This is a genomic window from Mycolicibacter engbaekii, assembly GCF_002101585.1.
GTDB lineage: Bacteria > Actinomycetota > Actinomycetes > Mycobacteriales > Mycobacteriaceae > Mycobacterium > Mycobacterium engbaekii.
In genome coordinates, this window is record NZ_LQOT01000043.1 from 34,407 (window position 1) to 53,930 (window position 19,524).

Annotated in this window: 17 protein-coding genes and 1 tRNA gene; 12 read left to right on the forward strand and 6 right to left on the reverse strand. The window is 67.6% G+C overall.

Features of this window, described 5'->3' with window-relative positions; translation table 11 throughout:
- Position 1: 1 nt before the first annotated feature.
- Positions 2-604, reverse strand: coding sequence for a TetR/AcrR family transcriptional regulator (locus AWC02_RS13640; protein ID WP_085129299.1), 603 nt, complete (start codon positions 602-604; stop codon positions 2-4).
- A 44-nt stretch (positions 605-648) separates the two neighbouring features.
- Between AWC02_RS13640 and AWC02_RS13645 the strand changes: the two genes are divergently transcribed.
- Positions 649-1,794: a phosphotransferase family protein gene (locus AWC02_RS13645; RefSeq protein WP_085129300.1), complete on the forward strand. Its 1,146-nt coding sequence runs from the start codon at positions 649-651 to the stop codon at positions 1,792-1,794.
- On the forward strand, positions 1,794-2,909 hold the full coding sequence (locus tag AWC02_RS13650; RefSeq protein WP_085129301.1) for an Rv3169 family protein: 1,116 nt from the start codon (positions 1,794-1,796) through the stop codon (positions 2,907-2,909). Before AWC02_RS13645 ends, AWC02_RS13650 begins: the two co-directional genes overlap by 1 nt.
- A 13-nt stretch (positions 2,910-2,922) precedes the next feature.
- Here AWC02_RS13650 and AWC02_RS13655 read toward each other — a convergent pair whose 3' ends face one another.
- Together AWC02_RS13655 and AWC02_RS13660 are read right to left on the reverse strand one after the other, a co-directional pair.
- A complete protein-coding gene (locus AWC02_RS13655; RefSeq protein ID WP_085129302.1) occupies positions 2,923-3,921 on the reverse strand; it encodes a TIGR03617 family F420-dependent LLM class oxidoreductase in 999 nt (332 codons plus the stop codon).
- Positions 3,922-3,937: 16 nt separating this feature from the next.
- On the reverse strand, positions 3,938-4,924 hold the full coding sequence (locus tag AWC02_RS13660; RefSeq protein WP_085129303.1) for an alpha/beta fold hydrolase: 987 nt from the start codon (positions 4,922-4,924) through the stop codon (positions 3,938-3,940).
- A 100-nt stretch (positions 4,925-5,024) separates the two neighbouring features.
- On the opposite strand from AWC02_RS13660, the gene AWC02_RS13665 reads away from it, so the two are divergent.
- A complete protein-coding gene (locus AWC02_RS13665; RefSeq protein ID WP_085129304.1) occupies positions 5,025-5,999 on the forward strand; it encodes an NADPH:quinone oxidoreductase family protein in 975 nt (324 codons plus the stop codon).
- On the opposite strand, the gene AWC02_RS13670 is transcribed toward AWC02_RS13665, so the two are convergent.
- Positions 5,996-6,502 (reverse strand): STM3941 family protein, encoded by a 507-nt coding sequence (locus AWC02_RS13670; RefSeq protein ID WP_085129305.1) that lies wholly within the window; start codon positions 6,500-6,502, stop codon positions 5,996-5,998. The two genes, AWC02_RS13665 and AWC02_RS13670, sit on opposite strands and share 4 nt — an antisense overlap.
- A gap of 154 nt (positions 6,503-6,656) precedes the next feature.
- Between AWC02_RS13670 and AWC02_RS13675 the strand changes: the two genes are divergently transcribed.
- The 3 genes from AWC02_RS13675 (at position 6,657) to AWC02_RS13685 (ending at position 10,574) form a co-directional block, all read left to right on the forward strand.
- Positions 6,657-8,483, forward strand: a complete 1,827-nt coding sequence (locus tag AWC02_RS13675; RefSeq protein ID WP_085129306.1) for a flavin-containing monooxygenase — start codon at positions 6,657-6,659, stop codon at positions 8,481-8,483.
- The gene (locus AWC02_RS13680; protein ID WP_085129307.1) at positions 8,480-9,094 is read left to right on the forward strand and encodes a TetR/AcrR family transcriptional regulator; all 615 of its coding nucleotides are present in this window, start codon (positions 8,480-8,482) and stop codon (positions 9,092-9,094) included. Before AWC02_RS13675 ends, AWC02_RS13680 begins: the two co-directional genes overlap by 4 nt.
- Positions 9,095-9,182: 88 nt before the next feature.
- Complete coding sequence (locus tag AWC02_RS13685) at positions 9,183-10,574, forward strand: TIGR00366 family protein (protein ID WP_085129308.1); 1,392 nt, start codon at positions 9,183-9,185, stop codon at positions 10,572-10,574.
- A gap of 4 nt (positions 10,575-10,578) precedes the next feature.
- On the opposite strand, the gene AWC02_RS13690 is transcribed toward AWC02_RS13685, so the two are convergent.
- Complete coding sequence (locus AWC02_RS13690) at positions 10,579-11,847, reverse strand: APC family permease (protein WP_085129354.1); 1,269 nt, start codon at positions 11,845-11,847, stop codon at positions 10,579-10,581.
- Positions 11,848-12,028: 181 nt separating this feature from the next.
- Between AWC02_RS13690 and AWC02_RS13695 the strand changes: the two genes are divergently transcribed.
- From AWC02_RS13695 to AWC02_RS13715, 5 genes are all read left to right on the forward strand, one after another.
- On the forward strand, positions 12,029-13,021 hold the full coding sequence (locus AWC02_RS13695; RefSeq protein ID WP_085129309.1) for an isopenicillin N synthase family dioxygenase: 993 nt from the start codon (positions 12,029-12,031) through the stop codon (positions 13,019-13,021).
- 63 nt (positions 13,022-13,084) lie between these two features.
- Positions 13,085-14,038 carry a LysR family transcriptional regulator gene (locus tag AWC02_RS13700; RefSeq protein WP_085129310.1) on the forward strand — a complete coding sequence of 318 codons (954 nt, stop codon included), beginning with the start codon at positions 13,085-13,087 and terminating at the stop codon, positions 14,036-14,038.
- A gap of 79 nt (positions 14,039-14,117) precedes the next feature.
- A complete protein-coding gene (locus tag AWC02_RS13705; protein WP_085129311.1) occupies positions 14,118-15,344 on the forward strand; it encodes an acyl-CoA dehydrogenase family protein in 1,227 nt (408 codons plus the stop codon).
- 23 nt (positions 15,345-15,367) lie between these two features.
- Positions 15,368-16,417 carry a hypothetical protein gene (locus AWC02_RS13710; RefSeq protein ID WP_085129312.1) on the forward strand — a complete coding sequence of 350 codons (1,050 nt, stop codon included), beginning with the start codon at positions 15,368-15,370 and terminating at the stop codon, positions 16,415-16,417.
- Between the two features lie 87 nt (positions 16,418-16,504).
- Positions 16,505-18,193, forward strand: coding sequence for a tetratricopeptide repeat protein (locus AWC02_RS13715; protein ID WP_109561010.1), 1,689 nt, complete (start codon positions 16,505-16,507; stop codon positions 18,191-18,193).
- Between the two features lie 174 nt (positions 18,194-18,367).
- Here AWC02_RS13715 and AWC02_RS13720 read toward each other — a convergent pair.
- Positions 18,368-18,441: transfer RNA gene (locus AWC02_RS13720), tRNA-Met, on the reverse strand.
- A gap of 270 nt (positions 18,442-18,711) precedes the next feature.
- On the opposite strand from AWC02_RS13720, the gene AWC02_RS13725 reads away from it, so the two are divergent.
- Positions 18,712-19,518, forward strand: a complete 807-nt coding sequence (locus tag AWC02_RS13725; protein ID WP_237160468.1) for an oxygenase MpaB family protein — start codon at positions 18,712-18,714, stop codon at positions 19,516-19,518.
- Positions 19,519-19,524 lie beyond the last annotated feature (6 nt).

Below are 19,524 nucleotides of genomic sequence, written 5' to 3' on the forward strand. Positions count from 1 at the left end.
TCTAGGTGAGCACACCGCGGGCGATGATGTCCGCCGTCTGTTGTACCCAGTCGTCGTCGAGGGCGTCCTGTGGGCGCAGCATCATGCTCAACAGCACTGCTCCGCCAATGATCTCGACCAGCCGGCCGGCGTCCACGCCCGCGCGCACATCGCCTCGGCTCACCGACTCGGCCACCCAGTGACGGGTCACCTCGAACAGGCCCTGGAACCGTGACAGCACCCGGGCGGTCAGCTCAGCGTTGGTCGACATGTCGGCGATCAGGCCGGGCAGGGCGGCCCGCACCACCGGATCGGTGAATGAGTCACGCGCACCGGCCATCATCGCCTGGAGAATGCCGAACGCATCGCCGGGTCCGGACGTCACCGCGCTCGGCGGAACCGAGAAGACGGCTTCGTGCACCAATTCGGCTTTGCTGGGCCAGCGGCGGTAAAGCGCGGTCTTGGTTGTGCCCGCACGCTCCGCGACAGCCGCCAGACTCAGGTTGGCGTAGCCGACTTCGGCAACCAGCTCCACGGCGGCCTGCAATATGGCAGCGTCAATGCGAGGGTCACGAGGCCGTCCGGCGCCGGGTCCCTTGTCAAGGGCTGAAGGTTCTGCTTTCATACCGCTACCTGTCGTATCGTAATTACCTGACGGAGGATACCGCCGTGGTCGACCAACCGACTGTGGAAGTGGAAAAGGACGTCGGCCGGCTCCAACGTTCCAGCCGCGATGTCACCACCCTGCCCACGGTAATGTCTCGCTGGCTTGCCACGCAGTTGCCCGGCGAGATCACGCCGGAGATCAGTGTGGAAAGCGGCGTGGACACCAACGGCATGTCGTCGGAGACCATCATGCTCGCCGCGCACTGGGCGGCCGATGACGGTGCGGAGCAACAGCGCTGGGTGATGCGGGTGGCACCGGCACCCGAAGACGTTCCGGTGTTTCCGGCCTACCGCCTCGATCACCAATTCGAGGTGATGCGCCTAGTTGGCGAGCTCACCGACGTCCCGGTGCCGAAGGTCCGCTGGCTCGAACCGACCGGCGATGTGCTGGACCGGCCGTTCTTCCTGATGGATCGGGTGGACGGCGACGTGCCACCCGATGTCATGCCCTACACATTCGGCAGCAACTGGTTCGCCGACGCGACGGCCGAGCAGCAGCGGAGCCTGCAAGACCGCACCGTCGAGGTGCTCGCCAAGCTGCACGCCATCGGCGATGCAGCACAGACCTTCTCCTTTCTCGACGAGCCCGCCGACGGTGACACCGCGCTGCGACGCCACTTCGAAAAGGTGCGGCAATGGTACGAGTTCGCGGTGCCCGACATGGGCCGCTCGCCGCTGCTCGACCGGGCCATGACCTGGCTGGAGCAGAACTGGCCGGCCGACGCGGCAGCCGGCGAGACCGTGCTGTGCTGGGGCGACTCCCGTATCGGCAATGTGCTTTACCGTGATTTCCACCCGGTTGCGGTGCTGGACTGGGAAATGGTGACGCTAGGGCCACGCGAGCTAGACGTCTCGTGGCTCATCTTCGCGCACTTGGTGTTTGAGGAACTCGCTGGGCTGGCGGGGCTGCCCGGGCTTCCGCAGGTGCTGCGCGAAGACGATGTCCGGGCCACCTACCGGGACCTGACCGGCGTCGAACTCGGCGACCTGCACTGGTTCTACGTCTACGCCGGCGTGATGTGGGGGATCGTCTTCATGCGCACCGGCGCCCGGCGTGTGCATTTCGGGGAGATGGAGAAGCCGGAGAGCCCCGAAGCGCTGTTCTACCATGCCGGACTGCTCAGAAAGTTGATGGGAGTACAGAACTGATGCTGGGGCCACTCGACGAATACCCGGTCCATCAACTACCGCAGCCCATCGCCTGGCCGGGATCCTCGGACCGCAACTTCTACGACCGTTGCTACCTCAACGCCCACGACCGAACCGGCGACATCTTCGTGATCACCGGATGCGGCTACTATCCCAACCTCGGCGTCAAAGACGCCTTTGTGCTGGTGCGCCGGGGCGATACCCAGACCGCGGTACACCTGTCCGACGGCATCGACTCCGACCGGCTCAATCAGCGCGTCGGCGCCTACCGCATCGAGGTCACCGATCCCCTGCGCTCACTGCGCGTGGTCATGGACGAAACCGACGGTATCGCCCTCGATCTGGCGTGGGAGGGCCTGTTCGACCCGGTGCAGGAGCAGCGTCACATCCTGCGGACCGGCACCAGGGTGACACTGGACGCGCAGCGCTTCGCCCAACTGGGCTCCTGGAGCGGGCGAATCGCGATCGACGGCGAGGAGATCGCCGTGGACCCCGCGGTCTGGATCGGATCGCGCGACCGCTCCTGGGGCATCCGCCCGGTCGGTGAACGCGAGCCCGCGGGACGGCCGGCCGACCCGCCGTTCGACGGGATGTGGTGGCTCTACGTCCCTATGGCATTCGAGGACTTCGCGGTGGTGATGATCGTCCAGGAGGAACCCGATGGGTTCCGCTCACTCAACGACTGCAGCCGGATCTGGCGCGACGGCCGTGTCGAACAGCTTGGCTGGCCGCGGATTTCGACCCGCTACCGATCGGGCACCCGGATCGCCACCGGCGCCACCATCGTGGCCACTCGCCCGGACGGCACGCCGGTGGTGTTCGAGGTGGAATCCAAACTGACGGTCCCCATTCACGTCGGTGGCGGTTACGGCGGCGACATCGACTGGCTGCACGGCGAGTGGAAGGGCGAGAAGTTCACCGAGCGCCTGACCTACGACATGACCGATCCGGCCATCCTGGGGCGCGCCAGTTTCGGAATGATCGACCACGTGGGGCGTGCGGTATGCCGCGAGGGCGACGCCGACCCGGTCGAGGGCTGGGGCCTCTACGAGCACGGTGTGTTGGGCCGTCACGACCCGAGCGGGTTCCCCGACTGGGTCACGATGGCGCCCTAGGGTGTAGCCGCCGTCAACGCAGGTTGGCGACGATCTCACCGATCAGCGCCGGTGCGATCGGCGCCGCCTGGTAGACGCATACCGTATCGGCGACTCCGTCGACCCGGTCGCGGATACGCTCTGCCACTTGCGCCGGCGTGCCGCAGGCGGCAATGGTGTGCAGGATTTCGTCGTTGATCAGCGGACCCATCTGCGCCCACCTGCCCTGCTTGGACAGTGCGTTGAGTTCGGGTTGCAGGTCCTGCCAGCCGTGTGCGGCCAGCACCGGGGCGTAGGCCGGAGTCGAGGCATAGAACCCGAGCAGTGTCCGGGTGGCGGCCTCGGCGGCCTGCCGTTGCGCCTCGGTGGCGCCGGTGGCCACGATGATCTCGGGGACCACGGTGAAGTCCTCGGCGCGGCGCCCGGCGCGGTCGAGCCCGGTACGCACCGCCGGCAGGGTGTTCTGGTGCAGAAATCGCTTGGTGGAGAACGGCATCACCAGCAGTCCGTCTGCATGCTCAGCGGCGGCCCGAGTCAGCCGCGGACCCAGCGCGCCGACGAAGATCGGCGGTGCGCCATAGGGGTTCGGCCCCGGCGAGAATGTCGGGGTCATCAACGTATGCCGGTAATAGTCGCCCCGAAAATCCAAGCGGGCACCGGTGTTCCAGGACTCGAAGATCGCCCGCAGCGCCGAGACCAGCTCCACCATGCGGTCCACCGGCCGGTCGAACGCGGCCCCGAATCGCTTCTCGATCTGGGTGCGCACCTGCGTGCCCAAACCGAGAATGAAGCGCCCGCCGCTGAGCAGCTGGTGGTCGTTGGCCTGATGCGCCAAATGGATCGGGTTACGCGGGAACGCGATCGCGACGTTGGTCATCAGGTCCAGGCCGCCCACGCCGGCAGCCAGTGTCAACGGGGCGAACACGTCATGGGGGCCTTCGAAGGTGAACACCCCGTCGACGCCGGCATCGCGAAGCTCACGGGCCTGAGCGACGACACCGGTCAGCCCGCTGAGGGCAGCCAGGACCTTCAACGCAGTTCCGGGGTCCCTACGAGCCGAATTCGGCGCCGACGGCGACGTCGCCCGCCGACCCGGTGGCCATGGCGGCCAGGGCGCGCAGCTCTCGGTTCACCACGGCAGGGTGCTCGAGGATCGAGCAGTGTCCCCCGCTGAGTTCGATGAATCGGGCGAGGTTGGGCACGGCGTCGGCGATCCGGTGCGACACCCGCAGCGGCAACAACCTGTCGCGGGTGCTGCCGATGACCAGCGTCGGCACGGTCAGCCCGTCGAGGTTGATGAAAGACCCCTGCCCGAGCGAGTCGGCCAGCACCCGCACCCAGTGGCCGCGGCCGGCCGCCGGAGTCTTGGCGAACAAGTCGCAGATCAGCGCGTTGACCCACGGGTCGGCCTCACCGCCGACGGCAAGCATGCGCACGAATCGCCGAACCGCCACGTGCGCCGGCCCGGCGATCGGGACGTTGCCGAAGGTCAGCAGCGCGCGGCGCGCGGTTTCCACGCGCACCCGTTGCACCGGCGGCGGCACCCGGAACAGGTCCACCTCGGCCAGCAGATTGCCGGAGGTCGTGTTGATCAGCGCGACGGCATCGGCGCGCTCCTGAACGCGGTGCCGGAACCGGTCCGACCAGGCGTTGATCGCGATACCGCCCATCGAGTGGCCGGCGATGACGGCACGCTCCCCCGGTGCCAGGGTGGCCTCGAGCACCGAGTCCAGATCCGATGCCAGGTGGGTCAGGCTGTATCCGCCGCGCCGGGGTACCCCGCTGCGTCCGTGACCACGGTGGTCATAGGCGATCACCCGGTGGTCGGTGCTCAGGTCGGCGATCTGGTGGCCCCACACGCGGATGGCGCAGGTGATGCCGTGCGCGAGCACAATCGGATAGCCGTCTGGCGGGCCGAAGACCTGGGTGTGCAGCCGGGTTCCGTCGGCAGCCCGGACCTCCAGGGTGCGAGCCGGCGGCAACGCCGCCGGGAACGTGCCGGCATTCCGCCGCCGGCTGGACCGTTGAGCACTCATCGCCACACCTCATCGGTAATGCGGCAACACTGCCGCATCGCGAGCATACGCCGGAGTGGACTAGGTTTTCGGGGAGGCACTACGGACGGAGGGCTCGCCGATGCGCGCGGTACAGATTTCCCAACTCGATGGGCCGGCTGCGGCCCAGGTGGTCGAGCTGGACGAACCGGCCGGTGAGGACCTGGTCGTCATCGACGTGCACGCGGCCGGGGTGGCGTTTCCCGACGTGTTGCAGTCCCGTGGGCTCTACCAGCACAAACCGGAGCTGCCGTTCGTGCCCGGTGGCGAGGCCGCCGGCGTGGTGCGCAGCGCCCCGGCCGGCGCGCATGTGCGCCCCGGCGACCGGGTGGCGGTGCTGACCATGCTCAACGGCGGAATGGCGCAGGTGATCGCGGTGCCCGCCGCACAGGTGTTCGCGCTGCCGGACTCGGTGTCCTTGGAGGCCGGCGCCGGACTGCTGTTCAACGACCTGACGGTGCTGTTCGCGCTGACCACCCGCGGTCATCTGACTGAGGGCAGCACCGTGCTGGTGCACGGCGCCGCCGGTGGCATCGGCACCTCCGCGCTGCGGCTGGCCGGACCGCTCGGCGCCTCACGGGTGATCGCCGTCGTGTCCACCGAGGCCAAAGCCGAGGTGGCCCGGGCTGCCGGGGCCACGGACACCGTGCTCGCCGAGGGGTTCCGCGAGGCGGTCGCCGAGCTGACCAGGGGGCGCGGCGTGGACCTGGTGCTCGACCCTGTCGGCGGCGACCGGGTCACCGACTCGCTGCGGTCCCTGGCTCCCGCCGGCCGGTTGCTGGTGGTCGGTTTCACCGGCGGCGACATCCCGACGGTCAAGGTCAACCGGCTCCTGCTCAACAACATCGACGTGGTCGGGGTCGGCTGGGGTGCCTGGGTGACGTCCCATCCGGGCGAGCTGGAGCGACAGTGGGAGACCCTGAAGCTGCTGCTGGCATCGGGCCAGGTGGCGCCGCCGCAGCCCCACGTGTTCGGCCTCGATCAAGCAGCTGAGGCGTTGGCCGCTCTGGAGAATCGCACCGCGGCCGGCAAGGTCGTGCTGCGGATGCGCGACTAGTTGTTCCTGGCGTCTTCACGCCGGCCGGGCGCGAAGTAGTCGAAGGCGGCCCGCATCTCGCCCACCGTCTTGTCGGTGCCCTGCAGCGAGAGCGTCACGTCGCCGAATGACGCCGCTCCCGGCCTGCTGCGGCCGCCGGCCGCGGCCGCGTCGTTGAGGTAGAGGCACGCCAGTTGCACCCGGCCGGCGTCCACGGTCCTGACCCGCTCGATCGCGCTCCAGGGGATCACCCGGTTGCCGTTGCGCCGCCGGTAGACACCGTCGGCGTCGATGCGGACCTCCACACCCGACTGCACCAGCCGCGCCACGAGCACCGCCGCGCCGAGGCCGAAGAACACGATCGCGCACCACCCGACGATGCGCAGCGCCTGCGGCGACCAGCCCCGGATGGGGCCGACCGGACCGAATCCCCCGGCCAGGTGCACGCCGGCCAGGACGAGCGTGACGGCGATGGCGAGCAGCACGGCGATTTTGCGCCGGTCCAGGTGCGCTTCGAACGGCATGGTGACCTCCCCGGCGACGACTGTACGGGGGGTAGCGGGGCGCCGAAAGTCAGATCCGCACACTTCAGACAGTTCGTCTGCCAAGATGTCAGACAGTCCATTCGCTAGACACAATGTCCAGCTAAGCCCCCTGCGGCGGGAGGAGCGCGACACGATGGCCTCGACGGCTGATCGCCTGGGACCCCAGCCGGCGCACTACGATCCCGAATGGGTCCGCGCCAAGTACGCGCTCGAACGCGACAAGCGGCTGCGACCCGACGCCGTGGACCAGTTCATCGAGGTCACCGCGGATTTCTCCCACTACGCCGACGACCCGTGGACCGAGCGTGCCGAGCGGGCCCCGGTGCACGACCACGTCCAGGTGGCGATCATCGGCGCCGGCCTGGGCAGCCTGGTCGCGGCCGCGCGACTGCGGGAGTCGGGCATCGAGGACATCCGGTTGATCGACACCGCCGGCGACGTCGGCGGCACCTGGTACTGGAACCGCTACCCCGGTGTGCAGTGCGACGTCGAGTCCTACATCTATCTGCCACTGCTCGAAGAGCTGAACTACGTCCCCACCGAGCGCTACGCGCACGGCCCGGAGATCCGCGAGCACCTGCAGAACATCGCCCGGCACTATCGGCTCTACGACAACGCGCTGCTGGGCACCACGGTCACCGGCCTGCACTGGGACGAAGCCGCCACGCGATGGCAGATCACCACCGATCGCGGCGACACCTTCACCGCCACCCTGGTCGCCGTATCGCCCGGCTCGCTGACCCGGCCGAAGCTTCCGGGTATCCCGGGCATCAACGAATTCCGCGGTCACACCTTCCACACCAGCCGGTGGGACTTCGGCTACACCGGCGGCGACGAATCCGGCGGGCTTACCAAGCTCACCGACAAACGGGTCGGCGTCATCGGTACCGGGTCGACGGGACTGCAGTGCATCCCGCACCTTGGTGAGTGGGCGCAACAGCTCTACGTGTTCCAGCGCACCCCGAGCACGGTGTCGGTGCGCGGCAACCGCCCCACCGACCCCCAATGGGCGGCCAGCCTCAAGCCGGGCTGGCAACGCGAACGCATGGAGAACTTCACCCGCGTCACCTGCGGAGTGGAGATGGAACTCGACCTCACCGACGACGGCTGGACACACAAGGCACTCGAACTGAGCGAGGCCGCCGTAGTGCGCGAGACCCAGCGGCTGGGCCGTGAGATGACGGCCACCGAGATCGCCGACTTTCTGTTCCACGCCGATTACCTCGCGATGGAGCGGTTGCGCGCGCGGATCGACCAAACCGTGCGCGACCGCAAGACCGCCGAGGCGCTCAAACCCTGGTATCGGCTGAACTGCAAGCGCCCCGGTTACCACGACCAGTACCTCGACACCTTCAACCGGGACAACGTCAGGCTGGTCGACACCGACGGGCGCGGCGTCGAGCGCTTCACCGAGACCGCCGTCGTAGTCGACGGGGCCGAGTACGAGGTCGACGCACTGGTCTTCGCGACCGGCTTCGAGGTGGGCACCGAATTCACCCGACGGCTGGGCTTCGAGATCATCGGCCGCAACGACGTACGGCTCAGCGACGCCTGGGCCAAAGGCATGCGGACCCTGCACGGCCTGCAGGCCCACGGCTTTCCCAATTGCTTCTTCCTCGGCTACACCCAGTCCGGGGTCTCGCCCAACTACACCCACACCGCCGAAGAACGCGCCCGCCACTTCGCCTACCTGGTCAGCACATTCGTACAGCGGGGCGCACGCACCATCGATGCCACCAAGGCCGCCGAGGACCAGTGGCTGGCCGCCATGGACGAAGCGTCGGAAAAGCCCAAGGCCTTCTACGCCGAGTGCACGCCGAGCTACCTGAGCTCCGAGGGCGATCGGGAGAATCCGCACGGCATGCTCTCGACCAACTTCGGCGGCAAGCCCGTCGACTTCTTCGCGATGTTGCACGCCTGGCGCTGCTCGGGCCGGCTCGACGGGGTGATCCTGCAATGACCGGGCCGGCGCCGGCCGCCGGAACCGCCCCGGCCGCTGCGAAATTGACGATGCGCGACCGGCAGCGCATCATGACCCGCGACCACATCATGGCCGCCGCACTGGAGGCCTTCGCCGAGCGCGGCTACGTCGCGGTCACCATCGACGACATCGTGCGCCGTGCCGGCATCGGCCGGGCGACGTTCTATCTCCATTTCGACTCCAAAGCCGCGGTGCTGCGCGAGCTGCGCAGCACCGCGATGACCGTCTGGGCCCAGCAGGACGCCCCGCGCGGTGGCGCGTCCGGCCGGCCGTCGATCAGGGCGTTCTTCGAGAAGCTGGTCGACTTCTACACCCGGACGCCGCAGCTCTACATGGCCCTGCATCAGGCGCGGGCGGCCGACCCGGAATTCGCCGCGGCGCATCGAGAGACGATGGAGGCCAACGTCGTCGAGTGGACCGAGGCCGGCGTCATGCCCGGCGCCACCGAGGCCAAGCTGCGGCTGGCCATCGCCATGATGTACACCATGGTCGATTCGTTCATGCATCTGTGGCTGGTCGACGGCTGGCCGCTGGAGCGCGAAGCCGCCATCGACGCGATGACCGACGCCCTGCACGCCACAATGCGCTGAAACACCGGCCCGAGCCATTGCGGCATCTATCGTGGCACAACGCGCCACTAGACCGCTGCGCGCGCAGTTCAGACGAGAGGTTGGCGCGATGACCGCACCGGCACGGCGGCACAGCGTCATGCAGTCGCTCACCGGGCTCAGTGTCCGCTATGTGGAGCGCCTCATGCCCGACCCGTATCTGTTCGCGGTGATACTTACGCTCATCGTCGCGGGACTGGTCGCGACGCTGGTCGATGGCGCCTCGGGCAGCGGCATGCTGCAGGCCTGGTACGCGGGCGTGTGGGGACCGGACAACATCTTCACCTTCGCCTTCCAGATGGTGCTGATCCTGGTGACGGGCTACACGCTGGCCGAAGCGCCCGTGCTGAAGCGGGCCATCGCGAGCATCGCGGAAAAGCCACGCACCCAAACCCAGGCGGCCTTGCTCTGCTTTGCGGTCAGCGCCGTTCTGTCCCTGCTGAACTGGGGCCTGGGCCTGGTCTCCGGCGCGCTGATCGCCCGCCAGGTCGCACGCCGCTTCCCCGATTCGCATTTCGGCTACCTGGTCGCCGCGGCGTTCACCGGGTTCATCGTCTGGACCCAAGGCCTGTCCTCATCGATCGCGCTGGCCAACACCGATCCCGGCAGCCCCATCAACGTGATCCACAAGATCGCCGGATTCACCGTGCCGTTGAGCCAGACCATCTTCCAGCCGTACAGCTGGCTGTCGGCGATCGTGGTACTGGCCGTGCTCGCGGTCGCGCTATGGCGCATGGAGCCCTCCGAAAGCCTTGCTCCCGACCCCGCGGTGTTCGACGACCAGGGTGCCGTCGACAGTGCGGGCAACCGGACGTTCGCCGAATGGCTGGAGAACCTGTGGGTGCTCAACGTCGTGCTCTTCGCCGCGGGCATCACCTATTTCGCCGCCAGCGGCTTTGTGCTCAATGTCTCCTCGATGATCATGCTGTTCACCGTCACCAGCGCCCTACTGCACCGCACTCCGATCCGATTCATCCGGGCGTTCACCGGTGCGGCGAAGGTCTCCGGGCCCCTCCTGCTGCAATATCCGCTGTACGGCGGTCTGGTCGGGCTGTTGGCCTATCAGGGCGCCGAGGGCGCCAAGCCACTGCAGACCCTGCTGGCCCAAACCCTGGTGAACGGCGCGAGCGTGTACACGTTGCCGTTTCTCACCTTCGTCGGGTCGGTGATCATCAGCCTGTTCGTGCCGTCCGGTGGCGGCCACTGGGCGGTGCAGGGGCCGATCGCCGTCGACTCCGCGCTGGCGATCGGCCAGCACTCCCCCGGTTATCTGGGGCTGGTCTCCATGGCCGTCGCCGTTGGCGAGGGCGTGACGAACATGATCCAGCCGTTCTGGCTGCTGCCGTTGCTGGCGATCGCCAAGCTGCATGTCCGCCAGGTCATGGGTTTCACCCTGGTGGCGTTCTTCATCGGTTTCACCGTGTTGGGAGCGATGACGCTGATTGCCCCGTTGGTGATCTGACGCTTCAACGGCGCCTTGCCGCCGCGGCATACCGGCGCACGCCGTAGACGGCGATCCCGACGGCGAAGACCGCCAGCCCGGCCAGAACCGAGACCCGCGGCATGGCGCACGCGACGATGAGGCACCCGGCCAGCCCGACGAGCGGAATCAGCCGCGGCGGACGGCCTTCGCGGGCCGACAAGGTCAAGGCGGAAGCGTTCGCCAGCGCGTAGTAGACCAGAACCGCGAACGACGAGAACCCGATCGCTTCCCGAAGATCGGCGGTGGCGGCCACCACCGCGACCACAACCCCCACCGCCAGCTCGGCGTGATGGGGTACCCCGAACCGCGGATGCACCGCCGCCAGCCCAGTCGGCAGATACCGGTCCCGGGCCATTGCCAGCGTGGTCCGCGACACCCCCAAGATCAGCGCGAGCAGTGATCCCGTCGCCGCAACCACCGCCGCCACGCGTACCGCCGGAGCCAGCCACGGCGCCCCGGCGTCGACGACGATCTGCCCCAGCGGCGCCGGTGATTCGGCAAGGCGCTGCGGGCCAAGGACATTCAACGCAGCTACCGCTGTCAGCGCGTAGAACACCAGGGCCACCCCCAGAGCGATCGGGATAGCGCGGGGAATGGTGCGGGCCGGATCGCGAACCTCCTCACCCAGCGTGGCGATGCGCGCATAGCCGGCGAACGCGAAGAACAGCAGCCCCGCCGCCTGCAGCACCCCGCCCAGGCGGGCCGAGGGCACCGGTGTGACCGGGAGCGAAGCGGGAGTACCGACGAACGCGGTCACGATCACCGCGGCCAGCACGGCCAGCACCACGGCCACGATCGCCCGGGTCAGCCACGCCGATTTCTGCACACCGGCCAGGTTCACCGCGGTCAGCGCGACCACCGTGGCCGCCGCGACCGCATGCGGATGCGCCGGCCACGCATAAACCCCCACCGTCAGCGCCATCGCCGCACACGAGGCCGTCTTGCCGACCACGAAACCCCAGCCGGCCAGGTATCCCCAGAAGGGGCCCAGCCGCTCCCGGCCGTACACGTAGGTGCCCCCGGAGGCCGGGTACAGCGCCGCCAGCCGGGCCGACGAGGTCGCATTGCAGTAGGCGATCACCGCCGCGATGGCCAATCCGAACAGCAGCGCCCCGCCCGCCGCCTGAGCGGCCGGCGCCATCGCCACAAAGATTCCCGCCCCCACCATGGAGCCCAGGCCGATCAGCACCGCGTCGAAGACACCCAGCTGGCGCCGCAATGGCGCATGCGGCGCCCCGCCTGGCACCGGCATCTGCGGCTCGTCCGGCATTGAAGATCCCCCACGTCGACCGCTCATCGATTTGGTCTGTTCACGATAGGCGGCGAGCGCTGGTGGGTCCTCGACGCCGAGGCTGTGTGGCAGTTCTTCACACCTGTGAAGGACTCGTTGACGCGGTTTGGCGTGACGTTCGCGATGGTGCAGTGTCGATGACATGTTGCCCGTGCTCGACCTGTCTGACACTGAGACCGACCCGGAGCGTTTCCGCGTTGCGTTGCGGGAGGCGGCACACACGTTCGGTTTCTTCTACCTGACCGGACACGGTGTCCCGGCCGCTCAGATCACGAACACCCTGGCCTTGGCCAGGACGTTCTTCGCCCTGCCGGTACCCGAGAAGAACCGAATCAGTCAGTTGCAAAGTCCGCAGTTCCGCGGCTACTCACGGCTGGGCGGTGAGCTGACGAACGGCCTGGTCGACTGGCGCGAGCAGATCGACATCGGTCCAGAGCGACCCGTGGTGCCCGAGGCGCAGGGCTACTGGCGCTTGCAGGGCACCAACCTGTGGCCCGATCAACCGGCCGGGTTCCGGGAGGCGTTCGAGCAGTGGGACCGCCAGCTGTCGGCGGTCGGCTTGCGGCTGCTCAGGCAGTGGGCTGTGTCGCTGGGGGCAACCGAAGACCTGTTCGACGCCGCGTTCGTTCTGCCGGCGACCCTGATCAAGGTCGTGCGCTACCCCGGCCGCGCCGACGGCGAACAGGGAGTTGGCGCGCACAAGGATTCGGGGGTGCTGACGCTGCTGCTGGTAGAGCCTGAATCCGACGGATTGCAGGTGGAGCTCACCACCGGTGAATGGGTCGACGTACCGCCACTCCCGGGTGCCTTCATCGTCAACATCGGCGAACTTCTCGAGGTCGCCACCGGTGGTTATCTGCGGGCCACCCAGCACCGGGTGCTGTCACCAAAGCCCGGCACCGACCGGGTGTCCATCCCGTACTTCCTCAACCCTGCCCTGGACGCCACGATCCCCGTGATCACCTTGCCGCCGGAACTGGCCAGACTGGCCCGCGGTGTCGAGGCCGATCCTGACAATCCCATCTTCAATACCTACGGCGAGAATGCCTGGAAGTCCCGCACCCGAGCGCATCCCGACGTCGCCGAACTTCATCACGGAATCACCCCGCCGCTCTCCGGCGCTTCGAGCTACTGAGCATTGGCGTCGCCGTGATCGCAAACCTATCGACGACGAGACTCCTGCCCTAGCCTTCCCGGGATGTTCGACGTGCGCAGGCTGGTGGTGCTGCAGGAAATCGCGCGTGCCGGATCGTTGAGCGCGGCAGCCGTCGCGCTGAATTACACCACTTCGGCGGTGTCGCAGCAGGTCACTGCTCTGGAACGCGATGTGTGCTGCTCACTGCTGGTGCGCGGCCCCTCGGGTGCGCGCCTGACACTGGCGGGACGCAAGCTGCTCGAGCATGCTCCGGCGATCATGGGTGCGGTTGCCGCCGCCGAACGCGACCTCGCATCGATCACCGCTGCGAGACCCGGTGTGGTGCGCATTGCGTCGTTCGCCAGCGCCGCCGCGGTAATCCTTCCGCCCGCGATCGCCCAGGTCCGCCGCGCGCTGCCCGGGGTGGGGGTGGAGTTGGTGGCCGTAGACCCCGACGACGGAGTCGAAATGTTGCGCAGCGGAGACGCCGACGCCGCAATGGTCACCGAAGTCCCGGGCGAGCGACCCGAATTTCCGGGCATCAGCACCATGGGGGTGTACAACGACGAGTTCTTCGTTGTTCTGCCACTCGGACACCGCCTCGCGGGGCGGGCCGAAGTAGCGCTGGCAGAACTCGCCCGCGACAACTGGGTGGTGAGCACCCAGACGGGTCAGTGTCCAGACACCCGCGTTTTCCGGAGTGCTTGCCAGCGTGCTGGATTCGAGCCGACGGTCAGTTACCGCGCGGAAGAATACGCAACCGTGCAAGGCCTCGTCGCTGCTGGGCTCGGCGTATCCCTGGTACCGTCGCTGGCCGCGTTGGGGTCGCGCCCCGACGTCGCCGTGCGAAGGGTTTCTGGACATCGTCCCGCGCGCACGGTCGCCATCGCCACCACCTCTCCCCCGGCGCCGGCCAGCGTTCTGGCGGCCGTGATCGGTTTCATCGCCGCTGCCGGGGCGGCAACCGCGGAAAGCGCCGTGTGCAGTGTTGCTGCACACGCTTCCAGCGTCGCTTGAACCGACTGTTCAACTCCGCCCCGCTTTCCTAGGTTTCTCCTCCGACAGGCTCGAACTACACCATCAGGAGTCATCAGCGATGCCCATCAGCGACACCGCCGTACCCGTTCTGCGGTCGGTCGAGGACGTTTTGGACACCGCGGCCACCATCGCAGCGTCAGTTGCCGTGGGCGCCGTCCAGCGTGAGATCGACGGCACCCTGCCGACCGAAGCACTCAGGCAGATCAGCAACTCGGGCCTGCTGGGCATTCTGGTGCCCGCAAGCTTCGGCGGACCGGATCTGCCGCGCTCCACCGCCGTCGAGGTGCTGCGCGTTCTCGCGCAAGCCGACGCCTCAGTCGGCCAGTTACTGCTGTCGCATTACGTCCTGACCGCCGCTCTCAGCGGTCTCGCGTCGCGTGAACCCGCCCCGAGGATTTATCGAGACGTCCTCAACGGCGCCCAACTCGGTAACGCCAGCGTCGAGCGCGGCACCCGCACCAGCGTGGAACGCAAGACCACCGTGACCCGCCATTCCGACGGTGGTTGGGTGCTCGAGGGCACCAAGTTCTACGCCACCGGATCACTCGGCGCGACGTGGATCGCAGTGGCCGCACGTATCAGTGGAACCGACCACGGTGCGACCGTCTTCGTTCGCCCCGACGACCCGGGCGTCACGTTGAGCCTGGATGCGTGGTCAGCCTTCGGGCAGCGCGGCACGGCCAGCGGGGAAGTTGTTCTGGACAAGGTGCACGTCGCCGATGATCTCGTCATCGACGAAGGACCCGACCCCGACCCCATCACGGCGGACCCGTCGGTGTTGGGGGCATTCGACCAGGCGCTGCACACGGCCATTGATGTCGGCGCCGCTCGCGCCGCCCTCGAAGACGGTGCGCGATTCGTCGCATCGCGCAGCAGGCCCTGGTTCGAGGCGCAGGTCGAGCGCGCCGCCGACGAACCACACGTCGTCCGCCGATTCGGCGAGCTGACAGCCAAGCTGTACGCCCTGGAAGCTTTGTTGGCCCACGGCTCGCGCCTGGTCGACGACGCGCTGGCGGCACCGGTATTGACTCGCCCGGCAGCGGCGGCCGCCTCTCTTCAGGTGGCTGCCGCAAAGGCGCTCGCTCAGGAGTACTCCGTCGAGATCGCCAACGGAATCTTCGAACTCGCCGGAGCATCGGCAACCGACACCAAATTCGCGCTCGACCGGCACTGGCGCAACCTGCGCGTGCACACCCTGCACGACCCCGCGCGATGGAAATACGTCCACCTGGGACGGCATACCCTCGACGGAATTCTTCCGCCTCGGCTGGGCCTGCTCCTGTGACAAGACAATCCGAAGGAGCGCTGGTGACCAGCTTCTATCTGACCGGCAGTATCAACGTCCCCACGACCCAGGCCGCGTTCCACCTCGTCGGCGAACGCCTGCAGCCCGGCGTGCGCCGTGTCCCCGACGGTGAGCCCGGCGACCGCGCGAATTGGGTGCTCAACCATTCGGCCCATTTCCTGTCCAACACCACCCTGGACGTTTCCGACAACCGCGCCAGAGTCCGGCCGGCAACGGCGGTCTCCTTCGGCCACGTCGACTACCACTCGCCGGCGCTTGCGTCCTACCGCGACTTTCGCACCGCCCGCGACTCCGGTGTCCTTGCGCCCGACAGTAGGTTCCTGGTGTCGATCGCCACCCCGTTCAACGCGGTGAACTCGTTCGTCCACTTCGAATCACAGGTCGAAGTGGCCCTGGCCTACGAATCTGCACTGCGGCGCAGCGTCGACGCGATCCAGGAAGCGATCCCGGCCGCCGACCTGGCCATCCAGTGGGACCTGCCCACCGAGCTGGCCACCATCGAAGGGTGGTTCCCCAATCCCTACCCTGACCACGAATCGATCTTCGCGGCTACCGCACGGCTGGCGGCCTGGGTCGCTGACGACGTCGACCTGACGTTTCACCTGTGCTACGGAGACTCGAAGTTCGGCGCGTCACCGTTTATGGGCGAGCCGCCGACCGAAGAGGCCGCCGCGCGCGGCGGCCGACACATCCTGCCGCGTGATACGTCCGCGATCGTCGCGTTGTCCAACGGCCTGGCTCGTCACATCGCGCGCCCTATCAACGCGATTCAGGCCGCCACCGTGGTCACTTGGACCAAACGCGCCCACTGGCAGCCGCTCGCAGGGCTGGCCCTGGAACCTGAAACGGAGTTCTATCTCGGCCTGCTCAACGCCGATGACGGCGCCGCCGGTGCTCGGCGGCGGGCGGCTATCGCTGCCGAATTCCTGCCCCGGTTCGGGCTGTCCACCGAGTGCGGCCTCGGACGGCACTCCCCCGAACAACTCGAAGCCGTGCTCGTCGCCTGGAAGGAGCTGTCCACCACTGACGATCCCGTCCTGCTGCCCTCCTGAGCGCTCACGGTCCCCCACGGTGACGTGACCGACCGTCATTTGGTGGAATCAGGCCTTGCGATGAGCCATGAACGAGGAGCAGACACGTTGAGCAGGTATGGTTTCGACCTCGGCAGCTACAGTCGCGCCACCACTTCGTCCGCCGCCGAGAGTCAACTCTGGTTCGACCGGGGCCTGAACTGGTTATTCGGATTCAACCACGAAGAGGCCACTACGTGCTTCCAAGAGGCGCTGCGCCACGACCCCGGCTGCGCCATGGCGTGGTGGGGCGTCGCGTACGCGGCCGGACCCAACTACAACAAGCCCTGGGAGCTGTTCGACGAGCGCGAGACCCTGGAGGCGCTCGCGCTCGCACGGCGGGCGAGCGCCCAGGCGCTGACCCACGCCGCGGATGCGTCACCCGCTGACCAGGCATTGATCGAGGCCCTTCAGTTCCGCTATCAGGCGCAGCGTCCCTCGGGGGATCTGCAGGGGTGGAATGAGCAGTACGCGCACGCGATGCGGCAGGTCTATACGCGATTCGGCGACGACCCCGACATCGCAACGTTCTTCGCGGAAGCGTTGATGAACCTCAACCCGTGGAACATGTGGGATCTGCGTACCGGTGAGCCCACCGCAGGGTCACACACCCTGGAGTGCCGAGAGGTGCTGGAGACCGCAATCACCCGGCGCCGCACGCGGGGTGAGGCTGCCCATCCGGGTTTGTGGCACCTGTACATCCACCTCATGGAAATGTCCGCCACGCCCGAGGCCGCCCTGCGCGTTGCTGACGAATTGCGCCGCCTGGTACCCGATGCGGGACATCTGGCGCACATGCCCACCCACATCGATATCCTGTGCGGGCACTACCAGGATGTCGTCGATTGGAACGACACCGGTATTGAGAAAGACGTCAAGTACTGGCGTTATGCGGGCGCACAGAACTTCTACTCGAACTACCGCGTGCACAACTACCACTTCAAGCTGTACGGTGCGATGTTTCTCGGCCGGTTCGGTCCCGCGATGGACGCGGTGCGCGACATGCACGAGACCATCCCCGACGAACTGGTGGAGATCGAAAGCCCGCCGATGGCGGACTGGCTCGAAGGCTACAAGTCCATCGGCACCCATGCGCTCGTCCGCTTCGGGCGCTGGCACGACCTGATCGCCGCACCGCTGCCCGACAATCCGGCACTGTTCTGCATGACCGCGGCAATGAACTACTACGGCAAGGGTGTCGCCCACGCCGCACTCAAACAACACGATGACGCGGCGGCCGCGCAGCGCCTCTTCGAACGGACCGCGGCCACGGTTCCCGAGAGCCGGCATCTGCACAATGTGCGCTGCGTCGACATACTCGGCGTCGCCCGCGAACTGTTGGCCGGCGAGATCGCCTACCACCGAGGCGAGTTCGATACCGCCTTCAGCCACCTGCGCGAGGCGGTGCGACTCGAAGATCTACTGCCCTACGACGAGCCGTGGGGATGGATGATGCCCAGCCGGCACGCGCTGGGCGCGCTGCTGCTCGAGCAGGGCCACGTCGAAGAGGCGACCCGCGCCTACGAAGCCGATCTCGGCCTCAACGACGATGTGATCCGAGCCAACCGGCATCCCAACAACGTGTGGGCGCTGGTGGGGCTGCACCGATGCTATGAGCTACTGGGCAGACACGACCAGGCCCGCGCCATCAGGCCGCAACGCGACATCGCCCTGGCCCGGGCTGACGACGACATCCGCTCCTCATGCTTCTGCAGCCTGCCTTGCGCCACGCCGTCGCCAGCGCCGCACTGCTGCTAGGCCGGCGAGCAGCGCTGCGGAGAGAGGCCGGTTCGCCACGATCCCGATGCGGTCCTGCACGACTCCACTGGCGCCGGGGACCGCGAATCCCCGGAAGCCGAAAGGCCCGAAACGGAAAAACCGCGGACCTAAGCCAGGTCCGCGGTCATTCCGATGCCTTGCGACATCGCATAGTAGCGGGGACAGGATTCGAACCTGCGACCTCTGGGTTATGAGCCCAGCGAGCTACCGAGCTGCTCCACCCCGCGTCGGTATCTATGAGGCTACCGAACGAGTGGCCTGGGGCCAAATCGCCTGGCCTAAGGCGCGTTGGCGCCGTCGATGGCGGCCTGACCCCGCTAGCCATGCCGCGTCCCGGAGCGCCGTGGCAGTGGACTTGTCGCCAACATCAGCCGTCTACAGTGACCCACAACGCAACTGCACCCGGCGACGAAGGAGGCTGTCCGGATGAAGGCTCCGGTATCGACCATCGAGCGCGACGATTCGCTGCGCTGCCGCCACAGGGCGGCACTGTGACCATGCCGGCCGACCACGACGACACCCTGGGGCCCGACAGCATGCTGTGGCACCTCGTGGCCGACCGGCGCTACCTTTTCGTACTCCCGAGGGCGGTGTGCCTGCTGCTGCTGCATCCCGGCATCGCCGCCGGCATCAGCGAGCACGCCTTGACGCCCCGGCGCATCTGGCTACACAAGAAGCGCACGTTCACCCAGGCGGTCAACTACGCGTATTCCGATCTCGACCTGCGTCCCCAGATGCGCTATGCCCACGAACATGTCAAGGGCGTCGACGATTTGGGACGCAAGTACCACGCGCTGAATCCCGACCTGTTTCATTTTCAGCACGCCGCCTACGTCGAATCGCTGGTGTTCATGGCCAACACCTTCATTCGTCCCCTCGACGCCGAGGAACACGAGCAGCTCTATCGGCAGTGCTGCGACTGGTATCGCCGATACGGCATTTCGACGCGGCCGCTGCCGGCGACCTGGCTGGAATTCGTCGACTACTTCGAGGACTACTGCTCGGCGCACCTGGTGGCCGGGGCACACTTCGAGCCGTTCCGCGAGCAGATCTTCGCGCCCACCGATTGGTGGATGCGCGCGGTCCCCCAGCCGGCGATCCGTGCCCTGCAGCATCCCCGCGCCCGAGAACTCACCGGTGTCAACGTGACTGCCGCGGACCGGTGGTCGTTGCGGCAGTTCGTCACGTTGAGCCGGCTGTCGCCGATGACGCCCCGGCACCACTGGAACGCCAAGGCACGCGCCGCGCTGGGCGCCGCCGCTGCACGCGGCGGCAGGACACCGCTTGGCGCAGACCCGCGCTGAGTGCCG

Coding starts and splice junctions, on each gene's coding strand:
- AWC02_RS13695 (WP_085129309.1), top strand. CDS start 12,029: ATGTTGCCCGTGCTCGACCTGTCTGACACTGAGACCGACCCGGAGCGT.
- AWC02_RS13700 (WP_085129310.1), top strand. CDS start 13,085: ATGTTCGACGTGCGCAGGCTGGTGGTGCTGCAGGAAATCGCGCGTGCC.
- AWC02_RS13680 (WP_085129307.1), top strand. CDS start 8,480: ATGACCGGGCCGGCGCCGGCCGCCGGAACCGCCCCGGCCGCTGCGAAA.
- AWC02_RS13690 (WP_085129354.1), bottom strand. CDS start 11,847: ATGCCGGTGCCAGGCGGGGCGCCGCATGCGCCATTGCGGCGCCAGCTG.
- AWC02_RS13670 (WP_085129305.1), bottom strand. CDS start 6,502: ATGCCGTTCGAAGCGCACCTGGACCGGCGCAAAATCGCCGTGCTGCTC.
- AWC02_RS13665 (WP_085129304.1), top strand. CDS start 5,025: ATGCGCGCGGTACAGATTTCCCAACTCGATGGGCCGGCTGCGGCCCAG.
- AWC02_RS13660 (WP_085129303.1), bottom strand. CDS start 4,924: ATGAGTGCTCAACGGTCCAGCCGGCGGCGGAATGCCGGCACGTTCCCG.
- AWC02_RS13725 (WP_237160468.1), top strand. CDS start 18,712: ATGCCGGCCGACCACGACGACACCCTGGGGCCCGACAGCATGCTGTGG.
- AWC02_RS13685 (WP_085129308.1), top strand. CDS start 9,183: ATGACCGCACCGGCACGGCGGCACAGCGTCATGCAGTCGCTCACCGGG.
- AWC02_RS13640 (WP_085129299.1), bottom strand. CDS start 604: ATGAAAGCAGAACCTTCAGCCCTTGACAAGGGACCCGGCGCCGGACGG.
- AWC02_RS13675 (WP_085129306.1), top strand. CDS start 6,657: ATGGCCTCGACGGCTGATCGCCTGGGACCCCAGCCGGCGCACTACGAT.
- AWC02_RS13650 (WP_085129301.1), top strand. CDS start 1,794: ATGCTGGGGCCACTCGACGAATACCCGGTCCATCAACTACCGCAGCCC.
- AWC02_RS13705 (WP_085129311.1), top strand. CDS start 14,118: ATGCCCATCAGCGACACCGCCGTACCCGTTCTGCGGTCGGTCGAGGAC.